The organism is Pseudomonas sp. B37(2017) (assembly GCF_002112885.1).
GTDB lineage: Bacteria > Pseudomonadota > Gammaproteobacteria > Pseudomonadales > Pseudomonadaceae > Aquipseudomonas > Aquipseudomonas paraglycinae.
The window spans coordinates 39,744-63,489 of record NZ_NEIX01000011.1 but is presented as its reverse complement, the minus strand read 5'-3'; the positions used below and the strand labels follow the sequence as shown (position 1 = coordinate 63,489).

24 protein-coding genes and 4 tRNA genes are annotated in these 23,746 nt (G+C 60.5%); 14 read left to right on the top strand and 14 right to left on the bottom strand.

The features are described 5' to 3' along the window. The first annotated feature begins 4 nt into the window (after positions 1–4). Together CAF90_RS23745 and thiO are read left to right on the top strand one after the other, a co-directional pair. Positions 5–406, top strand: a complete 402-nt coding sequence (locus CAF90_RS23745; protein ID WP_039771691.1) for a type IV pilin protein — start codon at positions 5–7, stop codon at positions 404–406. Between the two features lie 57 nt (positions 407–463). Beyond that, entirely contained in the window at positions 464–1,564 is a 1,101-nt protein-coding gene (thiO, locus tag CAF90_RS23740; RefSeq protein WP_085608692.1) for a glycine oxidase ThiO, read from the top strand. Between the two features lie 59 nt (positions 1,565–1,623). Here thiO and CAF90_RS23735 read toward each other — a convergent pair whose 3' ends face one another. The 4 genes from CAF90_RS23735 to CAF90_RS23720 all read right to left on the bottom strand — a co-directional run bounded on the left by CAF90_RS23735 (position 1,624) and on the right by CAF90_RS23720 (position 5,921). After that, positions 1,624–2,970: a sigma-54 dependent transcriptional regulator gene (locus CAF90_RS23735; RefSeq protein ID WP_007959564.1), complete on the bottom strand. Its 1,347-nt coding sequence runs from the start codon at positions 2,968–2,970 to the stop codon at positions 1,624–1,626. Next, on the bottom strand, positions 2,967–4,556 hold the full coding sequence (locus CAF90_RS23730; protein WP_085608691.1) for a PAS domain-containing sensor histidine kinase: 1,590 nt from the start codon (positions 4,554–4,556) through the stop codon (positions 2,967–2,969). Before CAF90_RS23730 ends, CAF90_RS23735 begins: the two co-directional genes overlap by 4 nt. After that, positions 4,546–4,779 carry a PP0621 family protein gene (locus tag CAF90_RS23725; RefSeq protein ID WP_039771683.1) on the bottom strand — a complete coding sequence of 78 codons (234 nt, stop codon included), beginning with the start codon at positions 4,777–4,779 and terminating at the stop codon, positions 4,546–4,548. The genes CAF90_RS23730 and CAF90_RS23725 overlap by 11 nt, the downstream gene beginning before the upstream one ends. Before the next feature lie 125 nt (positions 4,780–4,904). Further along, entirely contained in the window at positions 4,905–5,921 is a 1,017-nt protein-coding gene (locus CAF90_RS23720; protein WP_007959566.1) for an outer membrane protein assembly factor BamD, read from the bottom strand. Between the two features lie 152 nt (positions 5,922–6,073). Between CAF90_RS23720 and rluD the strand changes: the two genes are divergently transcribed. The 8 genes from rluD (at position 6,074) to CAF90_RS23680 (ending at position 13,109) form a co-directional block, all read left to right on the top strand. Beyond that, positions 6,074–7,036, top strand: a complete 963-nt coding sequence (gene rluD, locus CAF90_RS23715) for a 23S rRNA pseudouridine(1911/1915/1917) synthase RluD (RefSeq protein WP_007959567.1) — start codon at positions 6,074–6,076, stop codon at positions 7,034–7,036. Further along, the gene (gene pgeF, locus CAF90_RS23710) at positions 7,033–7,782 is read left to right on the top strand and encodes a peptidoglycan editing factor PgeF (protein ID WP_085608690.1); all 750 of its coding nucleotides are present in this window, start codon (positions 7,033–7,035) and stop codon (positions 7,780–7,782) included. Before rluD ends, pgeF begins: the two co-directional genes overlap by 4 nt. 262 nt (positions 7,783–8,044) lie before the next feature. Next, positions 8,045–10,609 (top strand): ATP-dependent chaperone ClpB, encoded by a 2,565-nt coding sequence (gene clpB, locus CAF90_RS23705; RefSeq protein ID WP_007959569.1) that lies wholly within the window; start codon positions 8,045–8,047, stop codon positions 10,607–10,609. Positions 10,610–10,907: 298 nt separating this feature from the next. Then, positions 10,908–10,983 (top strand) — tRNA-Asn (locus tag CAF90_RS23700). 9 nt (positions 10,984–10,992) lie between these two features. Then, positions 10,993–11,069 (top strand) — tRNA-Pro (locus CAF90_RS23695). Positions 11,070–11,074: 5 nt separating this feature from the next. Next, positions 11,075–11,150: transfer RNA gene (locus CAF90_RS23690), tRNA-Lys, on the top strand. Between the two features lie 97 nt (positions 11,151–11,247). Continuing rightward, positions 11,248–11,324 (top strand) — tRNA-Pro (locus tag CAF90_RS23685). A 159-nt stretch (positions 11,325–11,483) separates the two neighbouring features. Then, positions 11,484–13,109, top strand: coding sequence for a methyl-accepting chemotaxis protein (locus tag CAF90_RS23680; RefSeq protein ID WP_085608689.1), 1,626 nt, complete (start codon positions 11,484–11,486; stop codon positions 13,107–13,109). A 72-nt stretch (positions 13,110–13,181) separates the two neighbouring features. Here CAF90_RS23680 and CAF90_RS23675 read toward each other — a convergent pair whose 3' ends face one another. The 5 genes from CAF90_RS23675 to CAF90_RS23655 all read right to left on the bottom strand — a co-directional run bounded on the left by CAF90_RS23675 (position 13,182) and on the right by CAF90_RS23655 (position 16,621). Continuing rightward, a complete protein-coding gene (locus CAF90_RS23675) occupies positions 13,182–13,589 on the bottom strand; it encodes a hypothetical protein (RefSeq protein WP_007959573.1) in 408 nt (135 codons plus the stop codon). A gap of 294 nt (positions 13,590–13,883) precedes the next feature. After that, complete coding sequence (locus tag CAF90_RS23670; protein ID WP_064599500.1) at positions 13,884–15,182, bottom strand: NAD(P)/FAD-dependent oxidoreductase; 1,299 nt, start codon at positions 15,180–15,182, stop codon at positions 13,884–13,886. A gap of 63 nt (positions 15,183–15,245) precedes the next feature. Further along, positions 15,246–15,419 (bottom strand): DUF3094 domain-containing protein, encoded by a 174-nt coding sequence (locus tag CAF90_RS23665; RefSeq protein WP_007909875.1) that lies wholly within the window; start codon positions 15,417–15,419, stop codon positions 15,246–15,248. Between the two features lie 51 nt (positions 15,420–15,470). Then, positions 15,471–15,998 carry an MOSC domain-containing protein gene (locus CAF90_RS23660; RefSeq protein ID WP_085608688.1) on the bottom strand — a complete coding sequence of 176 codons (528 nt, stop codon included), beginning with the start codon at positions 15,996–15,998 and terminating at the stop codon, positions 15,471–15,473. After that, on the bottom strand, positions 15,995–16,621 hold the full coding sequence (locus tag CAF90_RS23655) for a DUF1780 domain-containing protein (RefSeq protein WP_007959580.1): 627 nt from the start codon (positions 16,619–16,621) through the stop codon (positions 15,995–15,997). Before CAF90_RS23655 ends, CAF90_RS23660 begins: the two co-directional genes overlap by 4 nt. A 133-nt stretch (positions 16,622–16,754) precedes the next feature. Between CAF90_RS23655 and CAF90_RS23650 the strand changes: the two genes are divergently transcribed. Both CAF90_RS23650 and CAF90_RS23645 read left to right on the top strand, forming a co-directional pair. Then, on the top strand, positions 16,755–17,444 hold the full coding sequence (locus CAF90_RS23650) for an energy-coupling factor ABC transporter permease (RefSeq protein WP_085608687.1): 690 nt from the start codon (positions 16,755–16,757) through the stop codon (positions 17,442–17,444). A gap of 65 nt (positions 17,445–17,509) precedes the next feature. Beyond that, the gene (locus CAF90_RS23645) at positions 17,510–17,725 is read left to right on the top strand and encodes a hypothetical protein (RefSeq protein WP_085608686.1); all 216 of its coding nucleotides are present in this window, start codon (positions 17,510–17,512) and stop codon (positions 17,723–17,725) included. Positions 17,726–17,731: 6 nt separating this feature from the next. Here CAF90_RS23645 and yacG read toward each other — a convergent pair whose 3' ends face one another. Genes yacG through pilB form a run of 5 tightly spaced genes read right to left on the bottom strand, consistent with a single transcriptional unit; the run spans position 17,732 to position 22,343 of the window. Beyond that, positions 17,732–17,932, bottom strand: a complete 201-nt coding sequence (yacG, locus tag CAF90_RS23640) for a DNA gyrase inhibitor YacG (RefSeq protein ID WP_007959585.1) — start codon at positions 17,930–17,932, stop codon at positions 17,732–17,734. Continuing rightward, the gene (gene coaE, locus CAF90_RS23635) at positions 17,929–18,552 is read right to left on the bottom strand and encodes a dephospho-CoA kinase (protein WP_085608685.1); all 624 of its coding nucleotides are present in this window, start codon (positions 18,550–18,552) and stop codon (positions 17,929–17,931) included. The genes yacG and coaE overlap by 4 nt, the downstream gene beginning before the upstream one ends. Further along, entirely contained in the window at positions 18,549–19,421 is an 873-nt protein-coding gene (locus CAF90_RS23630) for an A24 family peptidase (protein WP_085608684.1), read from the bottom strand. Before CAF90_RS23630 ends, coaE begins: the two co-directional genes overlap by 4 nt. A gap of 1 nt (position 19,422) precedes the next feature. After that, the gene (locus CAF90_RS23625; RefSeq protein ID WP_085608683.1) at positions 19,423–20,640 is read right to left on the bottom strand and encodes a type II secretion system F family protein; all 1,218 of its coding nucleotides are present in this window, start codon (positions 20,638–20,640) and stop codon (positions 19,423–19,425) included. Between the two features lie 2 nt (positions 20,641–20,642). After that, a complete protein-coding gene (gene pilB, locus CAF90_RS23620) occupies positions 20,643–22,343 on the bottom strand; it encodes a type IV-A pilus assembly ATPase PilB (RefSeq protein WP_085608682.1) in 1,701 nt (566 codons plus the stop codon). A gap of 226 nt (positions 22,344–22,569) precedes the next feature. On the opposite strand from pilB, the gene CAF90_RS23615 reads away from it, so the two are divergent. Together CAF90_RS23615 and CAF90_RS23610 are read left to right on the top strand one after the other, a co-directional pair. Next, positions 22,570–22,992 (top strand): pilin, encoded by a 423-nt coding sequence (locus tag CAF90_RS23615; protein ID WP_085608681.1) that lies wholly within the window; start codon positions 22,570–22,572, stop codon positions 22,990–22,992. Between the two features lie 297 nt (positions 22,993–23,289). Then, positions 23,290–23,646, top strand: a complete 357-nt coding sequence (locus tag CAF90_RS23610; RefSeq protein WP_085608680.1) for a BON domain-containing protein — start codon at positions 23,290–23,292, stop codon at positions 23,644–23,646. Positions 23,647–23,746: the final 100 nt, after the last annotated feature.

The window sequence follows — 23,746 nt, the reverse complement described above, 5'->3', positions numbered from 1 at the left end:
AGGCATGCGCAGATCCAACCGAGGTTTCACCCTGATCGAAATCATGATCGTGATTGCGATCATCGGTATCGTCATCACCATCGGCTATCCGAGCCTCACCGAATACGTGAAGAAGGGCCGCCGTGCCGACGTAGTCAGCAATTTGTCGGAACAGGCACAGATCCTTGAGCGTTTCTATTCGAAGAACAACGTCTACACCGGTGTCACCGGGTTGAGCACCGGCAACGATTTCTACACCATCACGCCGACGATCACCGATCAGACCTTCCTGCTGACCGCGACCCGCAAGACCGGCACGGCCATGGCCACTGACAAGTGCGGGGATTTCACCCTTACCAACACCGGTGTCAGAAGCATGAACAACGCGACCACCGGGCTGACCACCAAGGATTGCTGGGGCCGCTGAGCCGCTTTATTTCGGGCGCCATTTGCGCCCACTGTCTTTTTTACGGTTGGATCAAACATGACCAGGCAACAGCAAGTGGTGATTGTCGGTGGCGGGGTGATTGGCCTGCTCACTGCGTACAACCTCGCCTCCGAGGTCGGCAGCGTGGTGCTGCTGGATCGTTCGAACGTCGGCCAGGAATCGTCCTGGGCCGGCGGCGGTATCGTCTCTCCGCTGTATCCTTGGCGCTACAGCCCGGCCGTCACCGCGCTGGCGCACTGGTCGCAGGATTTTTATCCACAACTGGGTGAGCGCCTTTTTGCCGATACCGGGGTAGATCCCGAAGTGCACACCACCGGCCTGTACTGGCTGGACCTGGATGACGAAGCCGAAGCGCTGGCGTGGGCTGCGCGGGAAAACCGTCCGCTGCGGGCTGTGGATATCTCGGCGGCGCATGATGCGGTGCCGGTGCTCGGTGGCGGTTTTTCCCGGGCGATCTACATGGCCGATGTGGCCAACGTGCGCAATCCTCGGCTGGTGAAGTCTTTGAAAGCGGCGTTGCAGGCGCTGCCGAACGTGACGATTCATGAGCAGTGTGAAGTCAGCGGGTTTGTCCGTGATCGCGAGCGGGTGGTGGGCGTGCAGACCTCCACGGGTGTGATCACCGGTGATCAGGTCGTTCTTACCGCAGGTGCGTGGAGCGGCGAACTGCTCAAGACCTTGAACCTGTCGCTGCCGGTGGAGCCGGTCAAAGGCCAGATGATTCTCTACAAGTGCGCGGCGGATTTCCTGCCGAGCATGGTGCTGGCCAAGGGGCGCTACGCGATTCCGCGCCGCGACGGGCACATTCTGATCGGCAGTACGCTGGAGCACGAAGGTTTCGACAAGACCCCGACGGACAACGCGCTGGAAAGCCTCAAGGCTTCGGCAGTCGAGTTGTTGCCGGCGCTGGCCGATGCTGAAGTGGTGGGGCATTGGGCCGGGCTGCGACCGGGTTCACCGGAAGGCATTCCTTATATTGGGCGGGTTCCGGGGTTTGACAGTCTGTGGCTGAACTGCGGTCATTACCGCAACGGACTGGTGCTGGCGCCGGCGTCCTGTCAGTTGTTTGCCGATGTGATGCTGGGGCGTGCGCCGATCATTGATCCGGCGCCGTATGCACCGGCCGGACGGATCTAGTCAGTTTTTCTTCCGATGACTGACAAATCGCCTTCGCGGGCTTGCCCGCGAAGGGGCCCTCAATCCAGCCCCAGTTTCTTGAGCCTGTAGCGCATCGAGCGAAACGAAAGACTCAACCGCTGCGCTGCCGCCGTGCGATTCCAGCGAGTCTCCTCCAGCGCCTGCAAAATCAGTTTGCGCTCGACGCTTTCCAGATAGTCTTCCAGGTTGTCGATCTGCGTGAGATCGGCAATGCCGCCTTCAGCAGTGCCGTTTCCTTCACTCAGACGTAAATCCTCTGCCTCGATCGTGCGGTTTTCACACAGGGTATGTGCCCGCTCAAGCACGTTCTCCAGCTCCCGCACGTTGCCCGGAAACCGGTAGTTTTTCAGCGCCTCGAGGGCATGGGGATGAAGACGTGCCGCCGGCTGCCCGGTGCCATTGGCCAGGCGTTTGAGCATATGGCCGGCCAAGGCTTCGATGTCCTCGCGACGTTCGCGCAGGGACGGTACGCGCAGTTCGATCACGTTCAGCCGGTAATACAGATCCTGACGGAAACGCTCGGCAGCCACTTCCGCATCGAGGTCCTTGTGCGTCGCGCAGAGGATGCGCACATCGACCACGGTTTCCTGTTGGCCGCCAACGCTGCGCACGGCTTTTTCCTGAATCGCCCGCAGCAGCTTGACCTGCATCGGCAGTGGCAGGTCCGCCACTTCATCGAGAAACAGCGTGCCGCCGTGGGCAGCCTGAAACAGCCCCGGTTTATCCTCCACCGCGCCACTGAAACTGCCTTTGCGGTGGCCGAAGAACTCGCTTTCCATCAACTCAGACGGAATCGCCCCGCAGTTCACCGGCACGAACGGCTGGCTGGCGCGCGGGCCCTGTTCATGAATCAGCCGGGCCACCAGTTCCTTGCCGCTGCCGGATTCGCCGCTGATGTAAACCGGTGCCTGGCTGCGGGCCAGTTTGTCGATCTGCTTGCGCAGATTGCGCATCGGTGGTGAATCGCCGAGAAGCAGCCGGTCGATCGAAGTGCAGACATTGCCCGGCGCCGGCATGCGCAACGCCGAGCCAACCAGTTCGCGAAGGCGTGTCAGGTCCACCGGTTTGGTCAGGAAGTCGAAAGCCCCGGCCTTCAAGGCGTTGATCGCCGTTTCCAGGCTGCCGTACGCGGTGATCATTGCCACCGGCAGTTGTGGATAACGTTGCTGGATATGCTGCACCAGTTCCAGGCCCGTGCCGTCGGGCAGGCGCATGTCGGTCAGGCACAGGTCGAAGGTCTCGCGGTGCAGCAGCGCCTGGGCTTCATTGAGATTGCGTGCGCTGAAGGTGTCGAGTTTCATCCGTCCCAGGGTGATTTCCAGGAGTTCGCGGATATCCGGCTCGTCGTCGACGATGAGGATTTTTTGCCGTGGGCTCGTGTTCAACTTTGTTTCCGTCCGTGAGCAAAGGTGATGCGAAAGCAGCCGCCGCCTTGGCGTGATTTGAAGTCTAGGCGCGCTTGATTGCTTTCGCACAGCTCACGGGACAGATAAAGCCCAAGGCCGGTGCCCTGGCTGCTGGTGGTAAAGAACGGTTCGAACAGGTGAGCCTGTTGATCCAGCGGCACGCCGGGGCCGTTGTCCTGCACTTCGAGCACGGCCAGCGTGCTTTCGGGGTCGATCAACAGCGTCAGCCAGACCTCGGCCGGATCGTGCAAAAGGGCACTGTGGCGCCAGCCATTGCGTAACAGATTGTCGAGAATCTGCGTGAGCTGTCCGGGATCCATCAACGTGCGGAAATCCCCCGGGCCGATGTGCAGGTGAATGTGCTGGCGCTCGCCGGCCTGTTCGCGGCTCTCGCTGACGAACTGCTCCAGCCACGGTTTGAGATCCAGCCGTTGCGGTGCGCTCTGCTGACGGCGGGACAGTTGCAGGACGTTTTCGATGACTCGGTTCATGCGCTGGGAGTGGTCTTGAATGATCTGCGTCAGACGCCGATCCGCGCCATCGAGTTCCTCGGATTCCTGCAACAGCTGCGCGGCATGACTGATGGCCCCCAGCGGATTGCGGATTTCATGGGCGATACCGGCAGTCAGCCGGCCCAGTGCGGCGAGTTTCAATTGCTGGGCCTGCTGGGCGATCTGGGCGAGGTCTTCGAGAAACACCAGGGTCTGGCGATTCGGACTCTGTTCCAGGGCAATGAAGCTCGGCTGCAGGTCCAGGCCATTGCCGGCGATTTTCAGGCTTTGCGGGCGCAGGGTCGGGTTGTTCAGCCACAGTTGCAGGCGTTCAACCAACGCGCTCGAGTGCTCGTCGATCAAGTCGCCTTCAAGGTGTGTCTGGCCCAGCAGGGTTTTGGCGCTGTGATTGGCCAGTTGCACCCGGCGCTGTTCGTCGAGCACCAGAATGCCGGTGCGCATGCGTTGCAGGATCAGCGCGTTGAGGGCTTCGAGCCCCACGACCTCGCTGGCGCGCAACTCGGCCAGGTTCTCACTGACTTCGAGACGGCGCATCAATCCCTGCACCAGCAGCGAGGCGGCGAAGCACAAGGCGCCGAGGGTGCCGGCCTGCAGATAGTCGTTGGCGCTCAGGGGATGGCTGAAACTCAGCAGAAAGCTGAGCCCGACGATGCCGAGGGTGGCGACGGCGGCGATCAGCAGGCCGATGCGTCGTCGCAGCAAGGTGTTGCTGATGGCTACCGAGACGATCAGCAAGTTGCCAATCGCACTGGCCACACCGCCGGCCGCATAGAACACACCGCACAGCAGCAGAATGTCGACCAGTGCCAGGCCGAACAACTGGGCTGGGCGGCGGATATTCTCGAGGAACACCACCAGCAGGATGTTCAGCACCAGGTACAACCAGCTGCCATTGCGCAGCAACTCGTCGTTGGCGGAGGTCAGCAGGCGGTTGTCCATGTTGCTGGAGATCAGCAACACCAGGGTGATGCCGACACTCAAACGGTACAGATGATAGAGACGCAGCAGTCGCTGGGCCTGTTTGCTGTCGGCGTTGTCGGCCTCAGCGATCACTGGAACCGGGGCCTTGCTCAAGGTGAGCCTGGCTGCAATACCACTGTTGTTGAAGGTTCAGCGCGCGGTCGCGGGGCAGGTGCACGCCGCAATGGGCGCAGCGCACCATCGGCGCGGCATCCTGTTCGCGAGGCGATCGGGTGGACGAGGCGGGGGCCTTGAATTTGCGCCACAACCAGACAGCAGCGGCGATCAAGGCAATCCAGAACAGTAAACGAAGCATGATGGGCGGCTTTTCGGCTAATGATTCGGCAGTTTAGCCAAGGACCCGACAAGCGCACAGCCCAATCACACGCCGCAATAAAAAGGGAGATCCGAAGATCTCCCTTTTTGGCATCACCGAAGTGATCAGTCGAACAGACCGAAGGTCATGTAGCTGAAGATGGAACGGTCGCTGTCGCTCGACTCCGGTTCCGGCTCTTCGATCACGTCGCCGTTTTCGTCTTTTGGCTTGAGCTCGTTCGGGATCGCGTCTTTCGCGTCCTGGAACTGCTTCTGCACGTCCTGGTTGGCGCGGGTTTCTCCCGGCGGCAGCGGCGGACGGGATTCGATCAGACCCAAGGTGGCCTTGCTCAGGAACGAACGGTTGTCGGCTTCGGCAACACGAGGCACGAACTGGCCGTCCTGCAGGCTCGGGTGGTTCGGGTAGTTGAGCTTCAGGGTTTCCAGACTGGTGGCCGCCAGTTCGTCCAGATGCAGACGCTGGTAGGCTTCGGTCATCACCGCCAGGCCGTCACCGACCGATGGAGTTTCCTGGAAGTTTTCCACTACATAACGACCACGGTTGGCAGCGGCGACATAGGCCTGACGGGTCAGGTAGTAGTCGGCCACGTGGATTTCGTAGGCCGCCAGCAGGTTGCGCAGGTAGATCATGCGCTGCTTGGCGTCCGGCGCGTAGCGGCTGTTCGGGTAGCGGCTGGTCAGCTGGGCGAACTCGTTGTAGGAGTCGCGGGCGGCACCCGGGTCACGCTTGGTCATGTCCAGCGGCAGGAAGCGCGCCAGCAGGCCGACGTCCTGGTCGAACGAAGTCAGGCCCTTCAGGTAGTAGGCGTAATCCACGTTCGGGTGCTGCGGATGCAGACGAATGAAACGCTCGGCGGCGGATTTTGCAGCTTCCGGCTCGGCGTTCTTGTAGTTGGCGTAGATCAGTTCCAGCTGCGCCTGATCGGCGTAGCGACCGAACGGATAACGCGACTCCAGAGCCTTCAGCTTGGCTGTGGCGCTGGTGTAGCTGTTGTTGTCCAGGTCCTGTTGAGCCTGCTGGTACAGCTCGGCTTCACTCAGGTTTTCGTCTACGACTTCCTTCGATGAGCAAGCAGCGGTCAATGCGAGGATGGCGATCAGCAGCAGGTGTTTCACTTGCATGGCGGCTTGCGTCCCTATGACGGCCGCTGTCTTGGGCGGGGCCGTCCTGTTATGATGAGCGCCCCGTTGAAAAGCCCCGGGGCAAAAGACGCCGTATTTAACCACAAGCGCGCAGCCGAAACCAAAGGCTGTAGCCGACGCCCAGTCCGAGCATGTCCGATAAAATTGAACTTCGCGCAGAGGTGCCGTCCGAATTGGGCGGCCAACGCCTCGATCAAGTCGCCGCCCAACTCTTCGCCGAGCACTCGCGCTCGCGCCTTTCCGCCTGGATCAAAGAAGGTCGCCTGACTGTGGACGGGGCGGTCATCCGCCCGCGCGACATCGTTCATGGCGGTGCCATCCTTGAGCTCACTGCCGAGCAGGAGGCCCAGGGTGAATGGGTCGCTCAGGACATCGAACTCGACATCGTCTATGAAGATGACGACATTCTGGTGATCAACAAGCCTGCGGGCCTGGTGGTGCACCCGGCTGCCGGTCACGCTGATGGCACCTTGCTCAACGCCTTGCTGCACCACGTGCCGGACATCATCAATGTCCCGCGCGCCGGTATCGTGCATCGTCTGGACAAGGACACCACCGGTCTGATGGTGGTGGCCAAGACCATTCAGGCGCAGACCAAGCTGGTCGCCCAGCTGCAAAGCCGCAGCGTCAGCCGGATCTACGAATGCATCGTGATCGGCGTAGTGACCGCCGGTGGCAAGATCAATGCCCCGATCGGCCGCCACGGCCAGCAGCGTCAGCGCATGGCGGTGATGGAAGGCGGCAAGCCGGCCGTCAGCCACTACCGCGTGCTGGAGCGCTTCCGCTCCCACACCCACGTGCGGGTGAAGCTGGAAACCGGTCGTACCCACCAGATTCGCGTGCACATGTCGCATATCAACTTCCCGTTGGTCGGCGACCCGGCATACGGCGGTCGTTTCCGCATTCCGCCGGCCGCGAGCCAGACCATGGTCGAATCCCTCAAGCACTTCCCGCGTCAGGCCCTGCATGCGCGGTTCCTTGAGCTGGATCACCCGACCACCGGTGAGCGCATGAGCTGGGAATCGCCGCTGCCGGAAGATCTGGTGTGGCTGCTGACTCTGCTCAAGCAGGATCGCGAGGCATTCATCGGATGAACTGGCTGACGCCGGACTGGCCCGCGCCGGCCAGCGTCAGGGCCTGTGTCACAACCCGCGAGGGCGGCGTCAGCGAGGCGCCGTTCGACAGCCTCAACCTGGGCGATCATGTCGATGACCGCCCGGAGGCCGTCGCCGAAAACCGTCGGCGTCTGACCGAACACTTTTCTATAAAGTCTGCCTGGTTGCAGCAAGTGCACGGGATTGCCGTGGCGCATGCGGATCCGTCCGTGGTGGCCACGGCGGATGCCAGCTGGACGGCAACACCCGGTATCGCGTGTGCGGCGATGACTGCCGATTGCCTGCCGGCGCTGTTCTGCGACCGTGCCGGTACTCGCGTGGCAGCGGCTCATGCCGGTTGGCGTGGGCTGGCGGCCGGCGTGCTGGAAGCCACACTCGACAGTCTGGACGTGCCCGCCGAAGACGTTCTGGTCTGGCTCGGTCCGGCCATCGGCCCGCAAGCCTTTGAAGTCGGCCCGGAAGTCCGGGAAGTCTTCATCAATCAATTGCCCGAAGCCGAGACAGCCTTTGTCCCGAGCCACAACGCCGGCAAGTTCATGGCCGACATCTATAAGCTGGCGCGGCTGCGTCTGGCGGCTCGTGGTGTCACCGCTGTTTATGGTGGCGGTTTCTGTACCGTGACCGATCCGCGCTTCTTCTCTTATCGCCGTGCATCGCGCACTGGTCGCTTCGCCTCCCTAGTCTGGCTTGAGGCGCCCAGCCTCACAAATACTGTTTCTTTTTGACGGCGTCTGTTTACATCATGCTGCGTTGCCGCTCCTCGCCATAGCGGGCTATGACTCGTCGCGGCGCCTTGCCTGACGAAAACAGCCACTCGCCAAAAGAGAAACGTATTTGCGAGGCTGGGCGCCCGCTAAGCTTGTCTGACCTGCATCAACTCCCTGACGCTTGAATCTTCCAGAATCGACCGCATCTATAGCGGTATCTGGCAGGTTTCTTTATTCAGGATGGTTTTTAGGTCCGGCCTGCTCAAAAGGAAGGTGACCCATGCGTATAGACCGTTTAACCAGCAAATTGCAGTTGGCGTTGTCCGATGCCCAATCCCTGGCTGTCGGCCACGATCATCCGGCCATCGAGCCGGCGCATTTGATGCAAGCCATGCTTGAACAGCAGGGTGGTTCGATCAAACCCCTGTTGATGCAGGTGGGCTTCGACGTCAACAGCTTGCGTAAAGAGCTGACCAAAGAGCTCGATCAATTACCGAAAATCCAGAACCCGACCGGCGACGTGAATATGTCGCAGGATCTGGCGCGTCTGCTCAACCAGGCCGACCGTCTGGCCCAGCAGAAGGGCGATCAGTTCATTTCCAGCGAGCTGGTGCTGCTCGCCGCGATGGACGAGAACAGCAAGCTCGGCAAGTTGCTGCTCGGCCAGGGTGTGAGCAAAAAGGCGCTGGAGAATGCGATCAACAACCTGCGCGGTGGCGAAGCCGTTAACGACGCCAACCACGAAGAGTCGCGTCAGGCACTGGATAAGTACACCGTCGACCTGACCAAGCGCGCCGAAGAAGGCAAGCTTGACCCGGTGATCGGCCGTGACGATGAAATCCGTCGCACCATTCAGGTTCTGCAACGCCGCACCAAGAACAACCCGGTGCTGATCGGCGAGCCAGGCGTGGGTAAAACCGCGATTGCCGAAGGTCTGGCCCAGCGCATCATCAACGGCGAAGTGCCGGATGGCCTGCGCGGCAAGCGTCTGCTGTCCCTCGATATGGGTGCGCTGATTGCCGGCGCCAAATATCGCGGCGAGTTCGAAGAGCGCCTGAAAGCGCTGCTCAACGAGCTGTCGAAGCAGGAAGGGCAGATCATTCTGTTCATCGACGAACTGCACACCATGGTCGGCGCCGGCAAGGGCGAGGGCTCGATGGACGCCGGCAACATGCTCAAACCGGCCCTGGCCCGTGGTGAACTGCATTGCGTCGGCGCCACCACGCTCAACGAGTACCGCCAATATATAGAGAAGGACGCGGCCCTCGAGCGGCGCTTCCAGAAAGTGCTGGTGGACGAACCGAGCGAAGAAGACACCATCGCGATCCTGCGTGGCCTCAAAGAGCGTTACGAGGTTCACCACAAGGTGGCGATCACTGACGGCGCGATCATCGCGGCGGCCAAGCTCAGCCATCGCTACATCACTGACCGGCAACTGCCGGACAAGGCGATCGACCTGATCGACGAAGCGGCCAGCCGCATCCGCATGGAGATCGACTCCAAGCCGGAAGTGCTGGATCGTCTGGAGCGGCGCCTGATTCAACTGAAAGTCGAATCCCAGGCGCTGAAGAAAGAAAGCGACGAAGCGGCGATCAAGCGCCTGGAAAAACTCCAGGAAGAAATCGTCCGTCACGAGCGTGAGTATTCGGATCTGGAAGAAATCTGGAACTCGGAAAAAGCCGAGGTGCAGGGTTCTGCGCAGATTCAGCAAAAGATCGAACAGTCCCGTCAGGAACTGGAAGCCGCGCGTCGTAAAGGCGACCTGAACCGCATGGCCGAGTTGCAGTACGGGGTGATCCCGGATCTGGAGCGCAGCCTGCAAATGGTCGACCAGCACGGCAAGAGCGAAAACCAGCTGCTGCGCAGCAAGGTGACTGAAGAGGAAATCGCCGAAGTCGTTTCGAAGTGGACCGGTATTCCGGTGTCGAAAATGCTCGAAGGCGAGCGCGACAAGCTGATGAAGATGGAAAGCCTGTTGCATCAACGCGTGATCGGCCAGGACGAAGCGGTGGTTGCAGTGGCCAACGCGGTGCGGCGTTCCCGTGCCGGGTTGTCCGACCCGAATCGCCCGAGCGGCTCGTTCATGTTCCTCGGCCCGACCGGTGTCGGTAAAACCGAGCTGTGCAAGGCGCTGGCCGAATTCCTCTTCGATACGGAAGAGGCGATGGTGCGGATCGACATGTCCGAGTTCATGGAGAAACATTCCGTGGCACGGCTGATCGGTGCGCCACCGGGCTACGTCGGCTATGAAGAGGGCGGTTATCTGACCGAAGCGGTACGGCGCAAGCCTTACTCGGTAATCCTGCTGGACGAAGTCGAGAAGGCGCACCCGGATGTGTTCAACATCCTGCTGCAGGTGCTGGAGGATGGACGCTTGACCGACAGCCACGGCCGTACGGTGGATTTCCGCAATACCGTGATCGTCATGACCTCCAACCTGGGTTCGATGCAGATCCAGGAACTGGTAGGCGATCGTGAAGCGCAACGGGCAGCGGTGATGGATGCGATTTCCACCCACTTCCGTCCGGAGTTCATCAACCGGGTCGACGAAGTGGTGATCTTCGAGCCATTGGCGCGGGATCAGATCGCGGGCATTACCGAGATCCAGCTGGGCCGTCTGCGCAGCCGTCTGGCCGAGCGCGAGCTGAAGCTGGAGCTGAGCCCGGAAGCGATGGACAAGCTGATTGCCGTCGGCTACGACCCGGTCTATGGCGCACGGCCGCTGAAGCGGGCGATCCAGCGCTGGATCGAGAACCCGTTGGCGCAGTTGATCCTGTCGGGACGTTTCCTGCCGGGCGAGACCGCGACCGGCGTCGTGGAGAACGACGAGATCACGTTCAACTGACGCTCGACGGTGGTGAAGTAATCAAGGCCTCGCACTGCGAGGCCTTTTTTTTCGTTAGGCTGTTGAACTCAAAGGAAAAGGCTTGTAAAGTGCGCCCCGCAGTCAGTCACCAAGACGGTTTCAGCTCACTGGGCAGAAATCTGAAATAAGTTGCAAATCATTAACTTGAAAGCAATTTAGGGGGTTGACAGAGGTGTTCTAGGTTGTAGAATAGCGCGCCTCAGACACACGAACGCAGCGATGCGAAAACGATGTCGAGAAGCTGCAAGTTTCACCGTTGTAAATTGAAATATGTAGTTCCGTGATAGCTCAGTCGGTAGAGCAAATGACTGTTAATCATTGGGTCCCAGGTTCGAGTCCTGGTCACGGAGCCAATTTCAAACCGGGGTATAGCGCAGTCCGGTAGCGCGCCTGCTTTGGGAGCAGGATGTCAGGAGTTCGAATCCCCTTACCCCGACCATTTTTGGGTCGTTAGCTCAGTTGGTAGAGCAGTTGGCTTTTAACCAATTGGTCGTAGGTTCGAATCCCACACGACCCACCATTTTTGAAACCAGGTAACACTGGGATCGAATCTTAAGATCAGAGGCCAAAAGCGCTGATCGAAGAAGGCGATCTTTGAAAGATCGCCTTTTTTTTACCGGGGTATAGCGCAGTCCGGTAGCGCGCCTGCTTTGGGAGCAGGATGTCAGGAGTTCGAATCCCCTTACCCCGACCATATTAAAAATCCTCGTATCGAAAGATACGGGGATTTTTTTTGCCCTCCGGAAATGTTTCATTCAAGTCGTCATACAACTTGCCGATAGCCCGCTAACTAAAGGGGCCTGCCATCGATCGCCCCTTGCATCCGGCCAATACAAGAAAAAGGGCGTTCGTCATGTTGCTTCGTCAGTTGAATATTGCTCCCCGTGCCGCCCTGGGCTTTGCCCTGATCGCGGTGCTGGTGGCGTTGCTCGGGGTGTTTGCGCTGGGGCAGATGTCGAGCATCCGCGACAGTGAAGTGGCGGTGGAGACACAGTGGCTGCCGAGCATTCGCGGCGGCGACGAGATTCGCGAGATCATGTTGCGCATCCGCACCATTTCCCTGCGCATGGCGCTGGATCAGGATCCGGCCAACATCGCCACGTACCGCAGCCAGATGGACACCCGCGACAAGGAGCTGAGCGAAAAAATCGCCGCCTACGACCGGCTGGTAACAACCCCGGAAGGGCAGCAGTTGTACGATCAGTTCAAGAAAACCTTTGCTGCCTACCGCACCGGCATCGCCCAGTCGTTCACCCTCGCCGAACAAGGCAAGCGCGATGAGCTGACCAAGCTGCTGCTGGTCGACATGAAAACCGTGGTCGACGGCTCCGGCAAACAACTCAATGACCTGGCCGACCTGTTCGCCCGCCAGGTCGCCGCCGAAAGCCAGAACTCTGCCGCCCACTACGAAACCTCGCGCACCATCGTGACCCTGTTCATCGCGCTGGCGGCGTTGGCGACCGTGGCCCTGGCCATGTTGCTGACCCGCAGCATCGTTCGCCCCCTGAGCGCCGCCGTCGACGCTGCTGAACACGTCGCCAGAGGCGATCTGACCCGTCCGATCGAAACCCACGGCAACGATGAGGTCAGCCGGTTGCTCAAGGCGTTGGCGACCATGCAGCAGAACCTGCGCGAAACCCTGCAGGGCATCAGCGGCTCGGCCACGCAACTGGCGACTGCTTCCGACGAACTGAGCGCGGTCACCCACGACAGCACGCAAGGGCTGCAACAGCAGAACAACGAAATCGAACAGGCCGCCACCGCCGTCAACGAAATGACCACGGCGGTCGAGGAAGTCGCCCGCAATGCGGTGTCGACGTCCGACGCCACCCGCCAGTCCAGCGAATCCGCGCAGTTGGGCCAGGAGCGGGTCAGCGAAACCGCCGGCGCCATCAACGCTTTGGCCAGCGAAGTCGAACACACCGGCGAGCTGGTGCAATCACTGGCCAATCAGTCGCAGGACATCGGCAAAGTGCTGGACGTGATCCGGGCGATCGCCGAACAGACCAACCTGCTGGCGCTCAACGCCGCCATCGAAGCGGCTCGGGCCGGGGAAAGCGGACGCGGGTTTGCCGTGGTCGCCGACGAAGTCCGGGCGCTGGCTTATCGCACGCAGCAATCGACCCAGGAAATCGAGCAGATGGTGCAGGGCATGCGCAGCGGTTCGAGCCTGGCGCTGGAATCAATGCAGGCCAGTGCCTCGCGGGCGGCCACCACGCTGGTGCTGGCCGAGCGGGCCGGTGAAGCGTTGCAGACGATCACGGCCTCGGTCCACGAAATCCACGAACGCAATCTGGTGATCGCCAGCGCCGCCGAAGAACAGGCGCAGGTGGCGCGGGAAGTGGATCGCAATCTGGTGAACATTCGCGATCTGTCGGTGCGCTCGGCGGCGGGTGCCGATCAAACCAACGCGTCGAGCCATGAGCTGTCGCAACTGGCCAACGCCCTGCAAGGCATGGTGCGGCGCTTCCAGCTGTAATCATGCAGGCGTGAAAAAGCCGCGCTTCTCATCAGGGAAAGCGCGGCTTTGTTTTGTCGGGCGTCTGAAAAATCAGGCACCGTCCTGGTCTTTCAGGTGTTCGAACAGGCCTTTCGGCATTTTCTTGCCATTGGCTTCGAAGTTGGCTTTGACGTTGTTGTACGCCTCTTGCTCGTCGATGAAGCCGTCGTGGTTGGTGTCGATCTTGTCGAAGTCGGACTTCGGCGCGACCTTCAGAAATTCGGCGCGCGAGACCTTGCCGTCGCCATCGGTGTCGGTCTTGGCCATCGACGCATCGCCGCATTTGCCTTCACCGCATTTGCCTTCCGGGGTTTTCACCGAGGTCTCGGCCGAAGCGACCATATAACCCTGGGCCAGCGGTTGTGCGGCGAACACCGAGCCGGACAGCATCAGGCCGCCGGCCAGTACGGCACCGACCAGGCCAAGGGAGTTTTTGCCGATTTTCGAAGTACGGGACATTGCATTCTCCTTCGGTTGCACAGCGCAACCACACGTTAAGGGCGATCAAGCCGGAGCAGGTGTGCTCGGGTGTGGCCATTAAGCGGTGGCGGTGTATCGCGTCTGTGTCGAGGAGCGGGGCGTTTGTAAGCGAAGGTGGGGAAAGCGGGGGGCAGATACAGTAGGAAACAGATCTTTCGATAAACACAAAACATTGTGGGAGCGAGCTTGCTCGCGAATGAGGCGGGTCAGCCGATGCATTTATCGACTGATCCACCGTCTTCGTGAGCAAGCTCACTCCTACAGGGTGTTACATCAGTGCAGCTTCAGGCGCGGCTCGGTGCCGCGTCCGATCTTGCTGCCCAGCATCAGCATCGCCGTGCGGAACGGCCCGTACAGCGCCATCTGGTGCATGCGGTACAGCGACACGTAAAACATCCGCGCCAGCCAGCCTTCGAGCATCACGCTGCCGGTCAGGTTGCCCATCAGGTTACCCACCGCCGAAAAACGCGACAGCGAAATCAGCGAGCCGTAGTCGGTGTATTTGTACTCCGGCAGGGTCTTGCCTTCGATGCGCAATTTCAGCGATTTGGCCAGCAGCGACGCCTGCTGGTGCGCAGCCTGGGCCCGTGGTGGAACGTTGCGATCGGAGCCCGGTTGCGGGCAGGCGGCGCAGTCACCGAAGGCGAAGATGTTTTCGTCGCGGGTGGTCTGCAGCGTCGGCAGCACTTGCAGCTGATTGATGCGGTTGGTTTCCAGACCGTCGATGTCCTTGAGGAAACCCGGTGCGCGGATCCCGGCGGCCCAGACTTTCAGACTGGCCTTGATCTCGTTGCCATCGGCGGTGATCAGGCTGTCGGCGGTGACCTGGCTGACCGAGGCGTTGGTCATTACATTGACCCCGAGTTTCTCCAGAGTCTTGTGTACCGGCCCGCTGATCCGTTCCGGCAGGGCTGGCAGCACCCGTGGCCCGGCTTCGATCAGGGTGATGTGCATGTTTTCCGGTTTGATCCGGTCCAGACCGTAAGCCGCGAGTTCGTGGGCGGCATTGTGCAGCTCGGCCGCGAGCTCAACACCCGTGGCGCCGGCGCCAACGATGGCCACACTGATCTGCTGGACCACATCGGTTTGCCCGGCGTGAGCACGCAGGTAGTGGTTGAGCAGTTGCTGGTGGAAACGCTCGGCCTGTTTGCGGGTGTCGAGGAACAGGCAGTGTTGCGCGGCGCCCTGGGTGCCGAAATCGTTGGTGGTGCTGCCGACCGCGATCACCAGCGAGTCGTAGGGCACTTCCCGTGCGGGGACCAGCTCGACGCCGTTTTCGTCGTAGGTGGCAGCCAGCTGGATCTTCTTCTGCTCACGATCGAGCCCGCTCATGCGCCCCAGCTGGAACTCGAAGTGGTTCCATTTGGCCTGGGCGACATAGTTGAGTTCGTCTTCGGAAGAGTTCAGCGATCCGGCGGCCACTTCGTGCAGCAGCGGTTTCCAGATGTGCGTGAGGTTCGCGTCGACCAGCATGATGCTGGCGGTGCCGCGTTTGCCCAGAGTCTTACCCAGACGGGTAGCTAACTCCAGGCCGCCGGCGCCGCCGCCGACAATGACAATACGATGGGACATAGGGATAGCTCGCAAGGTTTTGAAAGGAAATCGGTACGGCTACCCGAGCGAGCGCGATGCAGCTCATAGCGTCAGGTAACTGATAAATCGGCTCAACAGGCCCAGACCAATGGTCACTGCCAGCACCAGCACCAGGAGCATCCACGGCCGGAATGGCCGGCGCTCGACACGGTGTTGGGACAACTGCAGGTACTCTTCGACATGCTTCTGGTCTTCGGGGTTCAGGCGGCTGGTCATAAAGGCCTCGTCAGGTAGACGTTACTGAATGAGAACACGCTACAGCGGTTTTCAACCGGGATTGAACGCAGCATAGCCACTGTCCGGGACCGGTTCGACAGACACACTGTCCCCGAGGCGAATGATCCCGCTTTGTAACACTCGCGCGGTGATTCCGCCATGCCCGCGCACGGCCTGGAACGTTCCGGGGCCAAGGTTGTTTTGCAGACGCGCACACGGCTGGCACCAGCCTGTAGTTTCGAAAATCGCCTGACCAATGCGAAAGCGCCGCCCCTTGAGGCTGAACAGGTTGATCCCGCTTATAACGAGATTGCGCCGCAGATCTTCAGGCGTGACCGGTTGTTCGGCGGACCGGCCCATCAGGGCACTGATCACGGCCAGGTGTTCCCACTGAATCAGCGTCACCTGCCGCGCATTGCGTAACCCGGGCCGAGCGTGATCGCCGGTGAGCCCGGCTTCAAGCCGCGCCTCCACCGCATCGAGTGCGAGCATCGGCCCCCGTGACTCGGGGCGCACGCCAATCCAGCGCACGGATCCGATCCGCGGGACATCGGCAATCAATTGTTGAAGTGGTGTCATAGGCTGATCCCGACATCGAACACAATGCTGCGCCCCAGGTTGCCGCGCAGGAAATCCGGGGCATCGGGATGGGCGAAAAGCACTCGGGCAAAGGTCGGCCCGACCAGCGACAGCGAGCGCCAGCCCTGACGCAGGTATTCGGTGGGCGGCGGAAAATGGCTGTTCAGGTCGAGCACTTCGCGTTTGAGGCTGGCGAAGGCAATGATGTCCAGCTCGCCGAGATCCATGCCGCGTTCCTTGTAGTTGTGCGCTTTCTTGCGCAAGGTCGGCGCCAGTCTCAGCAGAAATTCATTGGCCGGAATCCGCCGTGGCTTGGCTTCACGCCGCACCAGTTGGCTGAGGGAAAACGCACTGCGCCGCCGTTGCAGCTCATCGCGCCATTCGTCGTTGAGCCGACGGCCCTCGTCGAGGACGAAAAACACCTCGAAATTGGCGTCGCGAAACAACACGTCCGGCGGCTCACCGGCGGGCGCGAATTCGTCGGCGCGATAAGGAATATTCAAGCCTTGCAGCAGGCGCTGGCAGACCCAACGCTCACGCTCCCATTTGCGGGCATTGGACAGGAAGGCGTTGGCTTGCTCGGCCGCGATGGTCAGCAGGCGTAAATAATCTGAGTCATCCATAGGCCCAAGCTTAGCGTTCAATTGCGACAAGCAGAAAGCTTTGCATCGGCAGATGTCCCGCCGCGCAGGTGTAGACTTCGCCGCAGGAGCGCCAATCAAGGGAGTCTGCGGTGCGAATGAAGGTGATGGGATCATGATCGGTGCAGAACTGCTGTCATCGACAAGTCTTACTTTCGGATGGCTGATTTACCTGCCGGTGCTGCTCTGGGCGATTGTCCGCGCACCGTGGGTCGAGCTGTTCAGCGACAACCGTCGTCAGCATTTGCTGTTCGGCACAGTGTTCGCGTTGTTTCTGCTGTGGCTGGTGCGCAGGGATTTCGACACCGGGGTGTCTTACCACTTCATCGGCATGACAGCGGTGACGCTGCTGCTGGACTGGCCGCTGGCGATCGTCGGCGGACTGGTGGCGCAACTGGGACTGGTGCTGTTGGGGCGTCAGGATCTGGTGGCCGTCGGGGTCAACGGCGCCTTGCTGATCCTGGTGCCGGTGCTGATCACCGAATGCGTGGCGATCCTGGTCGAGCGTGCGCAGCCGCGCAATCCGTTCGTGTACATCTTCTGTTCCGGCTTTTTTGCCGCCGCGCTGTCGGCGTTGTTCTGCCTGACGCTGAGCCTGACGTTGCTCTGGTACGACGGCCTCTTTGCCATGCCGGAATGGCTGGAGGATTTCATCGGTTACCTGTGGTTGCTGATTTTTCCCGAAGCCTTCATCAACGGCATGGTGGTCAGTGCCTTGGTGGTGTTCTGCCCGGAATGGCTGGAGACCTTCAACCGCACACGCTACCTTTCGGCGCCGTGGAAGGACGACGATCCCAAGTCTTGATCCACATCAAATCCACCCAGCGCGCCGCATTTCATGCTCGGCCAAATTCCTTCAGGAGCAGCGGTATGAGCGTGTACGAGTGGGCGAGGCAGGAAACCCGGCAGAGTCTGGAGATGGCACAGGAGGTGGGGTTCGATCCGGGCCTGAGCCTGCGCGCCTTGCTCAGTGCAGTGGTGCAGCAGAGCAAGGCGGTGCGCAACGCCGAAGAACTGGCCGACGAGTTGCGCTTCCTGGCGGAAAACCTCGACGACGATCAGGACTACGGCTTCATGCGGCCCTGAACGGGATCAGTGACGCGGATCGAAATCGCCGGAAAACAGTTCGTCCTCGGCATCCGGGGCCACGGGAATCTTGTGTTCTTCCGACGCCCAGGCGCCGAGGTCGATCAGTTTGCAGCGGTCCGAGCAGAACGGCCGGAATTTGTTCTCGGGGGTGAATTCCACGGGGGCGCCACAGGTTGGGCATTCTACGGTTGGGATCTGGCTCATGACTGGCCTCCGGATAAAGTCAGGTAAAAGTGATGCAGGCGCTCGACCTCGCTGTGCAGCCAGGCGAGGTCGCGGTCGTTGACCACCACGTCGTCGGCACGGCTGACGCGGTCTTCGCGGCTGGACTGGGCCTTGAGGATCGCCTGAACCTGCTGTTCGCTGGTCTGGTCACGCTGCAAGGTGCGTTCGATCTGCAGTTGTTGCGGGGCGTCGATCACCAGGATTCGCTGAGTCATCGCGTATTGCCCGGATTCGATCAAAAGCGGCGAGACCAGAATCGCGTAAGGCGATTGTGCCTGCGCCAGATGATGGGCGATTTCCTCGGCGATCAGCGGATGCAGCAGCGCTTCGAGCCAGCGCCGTTGCTCCGGCACCTCAAAGATCAGTTTGCGCAGGGCCGCACGATCCAGCGTGCCGTCGGCCTGCAACACATCGGGGCCGAAGTGTTCGGCGATCTTCGCCAGCGCCGGACGGCCCGGTTCGACCACCCAGCGCGCCGCGTGATCGGCGTCCACCACATGGATGCCGAGGTCGATGAAGTGCTGGGCGGCGGCGCTTTTGCCGCTGCCGATGCCGCCGGTCAGGCCGAGAATCCAGGGTTTTTCCACAGGGGTATTCATTTCAAACCGACAAACTGCCAATAGAAGCCGGTTATTTGACCACCCCAGAGCAAGGCAATCCAGCCGGCAATTGCCAGATACGGGCCGAAGGGGATCGGCGTCGAGGTTTTCTGGTCACGCAGCTTGAGCAAAATCACCCCGAGCACGGCGCCCACCAGCGAGGACAAGAGGATGGTCAGCGGCAAAATCTGCCAGCCGCCCCAGGCCCCGAGCAGTGCCAGCAGCTTGAAATCGCCGTGACCGATGCCGTCCTTGCCGGTGATCAGTTTGAACAGCCAGAACACCGACCACAGCGCCATGTAACCCAGCACCGCGCCCCACAGGGCATCGTGCAGCGGCACGAACAGCTCGAAGCTGTTGACGATCAATCCCAGCCACAGCAGCGGCAGCACCAGCACGTCGGGCAGCAATTGATGCTCGGTGTCGATCAGGCTCATGGCCAACAGGCCCCAGGTCAGCACGATCAGCAGGCACGCCGGCCAGCCGAAACCCAGGTGCCAGGCGATGAACGCCGAGAGCAGGCCGCAGGCCAGTTCGGTCAGCGGGTAACGCTTGCTGATCGGTGTGCTGCAACTTGAGCAGCGCCCGCGCAGGAACACGTAACTCAACACCGGGATGTTTTCCCACGCGCGGATCCGGTGGCCACAGTGCGGGCATTGCGAGTGCGGCAGCATCAGGTTGTAGGTGGGCAACGGCGCTTCACCGGGCAGCCCCAGCACATCGTGAGCCTGCTGGCGCCATTCGCGCTCGAGCATTTTCGGCAGGCGCCAGATCAACACGTTGAGAAAACTGCCGACCACCAGCCCCAGCAGCAGGGCGGTGATGACAAAGGCCAGCGGATAGAGACTGAAGAGTTCGTCGATAGGCATGTCAGATCGCTGAGCCGAGTTGGAAGATCGGCAGGTACATCGCCACTACGAGACCGCCGACGATCACCCCGAGCACCACCATGATGAACGGCTCCATCAGGCTGGTGAGGTTGTCGACCATGTTGTCCACTTCGTCCTCATAGAAACCCGCGACCTTGTCGAGCATCTCGTCCAATGCGCCGGACTCTTCGCCGATGGCGGTCATCTGCACCGCCATGTTCGGAAAGATGCCGGTGGAGCGCATCGAGAAGTTCAGCTGCATGCCGGTGGAAACGTCCTGACGGATACGCAGCACAGCGCGCTTGAACACCACGTTGCCGGTGGCCCCGGCCACCGAGTCCAGCGCTTCAACCAACGGCACACCGGCTGCGAAGGTGGTCGACAGGGTCCGGGCAAACCGCGCCACAGCGGACTTGTACATCAGCGTGCCCACCAGCGGCAGCTTGAGAAACCAGGCGTCGCGTCGGTCGCGCAGGGCCTGGGATTTTTTCAGGGCATGGCGGGTGCCGAAAAAACCGGCCACCAGCAAACCGAGAATCGCCCACCACCATTGCTGCATGAACTCGGACAGGCTGATCACCATCAACGTGAAGGCTGGCAGTTCGGCACCGAAGCCAGAGAACACCGACTGAAACTGCGGCACCACCTTGACCAGCAGAATCCCGGTAACCACCGCTGCCACCAGCACCACTGCGGACGGGTAGGTCATGGCCTTCTTGATCTTGGCCTTGAGGCTTTCGCTCTTTTCCTTGTAGGTCGCGACCCGTTCCAGCAGGGTGTCGAGCGCGCCGGACTGCTCACCGGCATCCACCAGGTTGCAGTACAACTCGTCAAAATACTGAGGCTTCTTGCGCAGCGCGGCGGCGAAGCTGTTGCCGGCGGCGACTTCCTGTTTCACCTCGTCGACCAGCTTGCGCATGGCCGGGTTCTCGAAGCCTTCGCCAATGATGTCGAACGACTGCAACAGCGGTACGCCGGCCTTCATCATGGTCGCCATCTGCCGGGTGAACAGGGCAATGTCCTGGGCCTTGATGCGCTTGCCGAAGCTCAGCAGCGAGGCGGATTTCTTGCGCACCTTCCCGGGGTTGATGCCTTGCTTGCGCAACTGGGCCTTGACCAGTGCGGGGTTCTGGCCGCTCAGCTCGCCGGTCACCTTGCTGCCTTTGCGGTCCGTGCCTTCCCAGGCGTAGACACTGACTTTCGCTGCCTTGACCGCCATGTTCAGTCCTTGGTGACCCGGTTGATTTCTTCAAGGCCGGTGATGCCTTGCATGGCCTTGATCAGGCCCGAGGTGCGCAGGTCGTTGAAGCCGTCCCGGCGCATCTGGGTATCGATTTCCAGTGAGTTGCCTTCGGCCATGATCAGCCGTTGCAGTTCGGGGGTGTTCTTCACCACTTCATAAATCCCCACGCGACCCTTGTACCCGCCGTTGCAGTGATCGCAACCAGAGGGCTCATAGATCGTGAAATGGCCGATGCGTTCCTCGGGGAAACCTTCCTTGATCAGGGTTTCGCGAGGGATTTCGATGGGTTTCTTGCAGTGGCTGCAGAGTTTTCGCGCCAGGCGCTGGGCAATGATCAGGCTCACCGAGGTCGCGATGTTGAAGCCGGGAATGCCCATGTTGTGCAGGCGGGTCAGAGTTTCCGCTGCGCTGTTGGTGTGCAGGGTAGACAACACGAGGTGCCCGGTCTGGGCGGCCTTGATCGCGATTTCGGCGGTTTCGAGGTCGCGGATCTCGCCGACCATGATCACGTCCGGGTCCTGACGCAGGAACGAGCGCAGGGCCTGGGCAAAGTCCAACCCTTGGCGTGGATTGACGTTGACCTGGTTGATGCCTTCCATGTTGATCTCCACCGGGTCTTCGGCGGTAGAAATGTTGATGTCGACGGTATTGAGGATGTTCAGCCCGGTGTACAGCGACACGGTCTTGCCCGAGCCGGTGGGGCCGGTCACCAGAATCATGCCTTGCGGCTGCTTGAGGGCGGCCATGTACAGGTCTTTCTGCTCCGGCTCGTAGCCGAGGGCATCGATGCCGATCTGGGCGCTGGACGGGTCGAGGATCCGCATCACCACTTTCTCGCCCCAGAGCGTGGGCAGAGTGTTGACCCGGAAATCGATCGACTTGCTCTTCGACAGACGCATCTTGATCCGCCCGTCCTGGGGTTTGCGCCGTTCCGAAATGTCGAGACTGGCCATGACTTTCAGGCGCGCGGCAATGCGCCCGGCGAGCTGAATCGGCGGCTTGGCCACTTCCCGCAGAATGCCGTCGGTGCGCACCCGCACCCGGTAATTCTTTTCGTAAGGCTCGAAGTGCAGGTCGGACGAGCCGCTCTTGATCGCGTCCAGCAGCATCTTGTGCACGAAGCGCACCACCGGGGCATCGTCCGCATCGATCCCGCCGAGCGTGTCCTGCTTGCTGTCGTCGACCGATTCGATATCCAGCCCGTCGAGGTCGACATCGGCCATCTCCTCCAGGCCGGTGGCGTGGGTGTCGAAGAATCTTTCAATGGCGTCGGTGAGTTTGTCGTCCTCGACCAGAATGGCTTCGGTGCTCAGCCCGGTGCTGAACTGAATGTCATTGATCGCCTGATGATTGCTCGGGTCGGAAATCCCCACGAACAGTTTGTTGCCGCGCCGCCAGAGGGGCAGGGCGTGGTGCTGACGCACCAGTTTTTCACTGACCAGGCCCTTGGGCTGGGTTTCCTTGTCGAGACAGTTGAGGTCGAGAAATGCCATGCCGAAATGCTCCGAGGCTATTTCGGCGACCTGCCAGCTCTTCACCAGTTTGTTCTGCACCAGGTAACTGACCAGCGACAGGCGATTGCGCTGCGCCTGTTGCCAGGCTTGCTGGGCACTCTTTTCCGTGAGCAATTCGGCCTGGACCAGTTGTTTGGCCAGACCGCTCAGAGCGATGTCATTCATGGGGTTTCCACATGCTTGCCGTTCATGACTTATAGCCTAGTCAAGTGACAGCGCCAAACGCGCGGGGTGCAGGTGACAAAAAGTGTCAGATAGTGCGGTTGCAGGTTGTAGGAATCGGCACGACAGCCGGATAGCGCCCAGCGGGCCGGGGCTCAAAGCGCTTGGCACGGGCTGTGCTGAGTCCTTTTCAGATCATGAGATTCCGACTCATGCATGGAGCGTGTCTATGAAGAAACAACAAGGTTTCACTCTGATCGAGCTGCTGATCGTTGTGGCGATCATCGGTATTCTCGCGACTGTGGCGCTGCCGCAGTACTCCAAATATCAGGCGCGGTCGAAGGTGACGGCGGGGCTGGCCGAGATCTCGGCGATGAAAGTGCCGTTCGAAGACATCATCAATCAAGGAACGAACCCCACACTGGCTGCCGTTAAAGGCGATGCGGGCACTACCACCTCCAACTGTGCACTGACCGCCTCGGGGACCGCTGCTGATGGAGCGGGCACCATCGTTTGTACGCTGGCCAATGCGCCAGCACCCGTAGTGGGCAAAACCATCACGCTCACACGTACTGCTGCCAACGGCTGGTCGTGTGCAACGACCGTTGCGCCGGACTACTCCCCTAAAGGCTGCGCAGCAAGCGGTACCTGATCCGCTTGGGAGTCCGAACGATGCCCCGCTCTGCGGGGCATTTTCGTCATGTCGACTACCTAGCAAAAGCTTCAATAATTTCAGGGTGTTAGGAACTTTCCGAAAAGCCGCAACTTGCATGTAGATATTTCACCGGTCATGCAATTTGCATGATTCCGAAAATATTCATAGTTTTTAAGTTGTTGATTTATAAGGTTTTATTGAGATTTTAAAAGTTGGCACAGCGTTCGCAATATCTCCAGTAACCCTGCTGACAAGACACGCAGCAGACTTTCCAGAAAAACAGGAGTTACTCGTATGAAGAAGTTCGCTATCACTGCCGCTGCTGCTACCGCGCTGACCCTGACCATGGCTTCGGGTGCATTTGCTCAATCGACTCAGACCACTCAGGCGCCAATGACCCTGGCTGCCGGTGAAGTCACCAAGGCGAAAGAAGCTACTTCCGATACCTGGATCACTACCAAAGTCAAAAGCGACCTGGTAACCGAAAAAGGCATTCCTGGTACCGACATCAAAGTCGAAACCAACAAAGGTGTGGTTTCCCTGTCCTCTGAGGTCGCCATCACCGAAGCCCAGAAAACCACCGCCGTGAACATCACCAAGAAAATCAAAGGCGTGAAAGCGGTCTCCGCTGACGGCCTGAAAGCCGAGTAAGGCAAGACTTCTCGCCTGAACCGGGAGAAGACGCGACAGGCGGGCCGAGCAATACGTCTGCCGCACTTTAGAGTTCATGCGAACGGCCACACGGAATGTG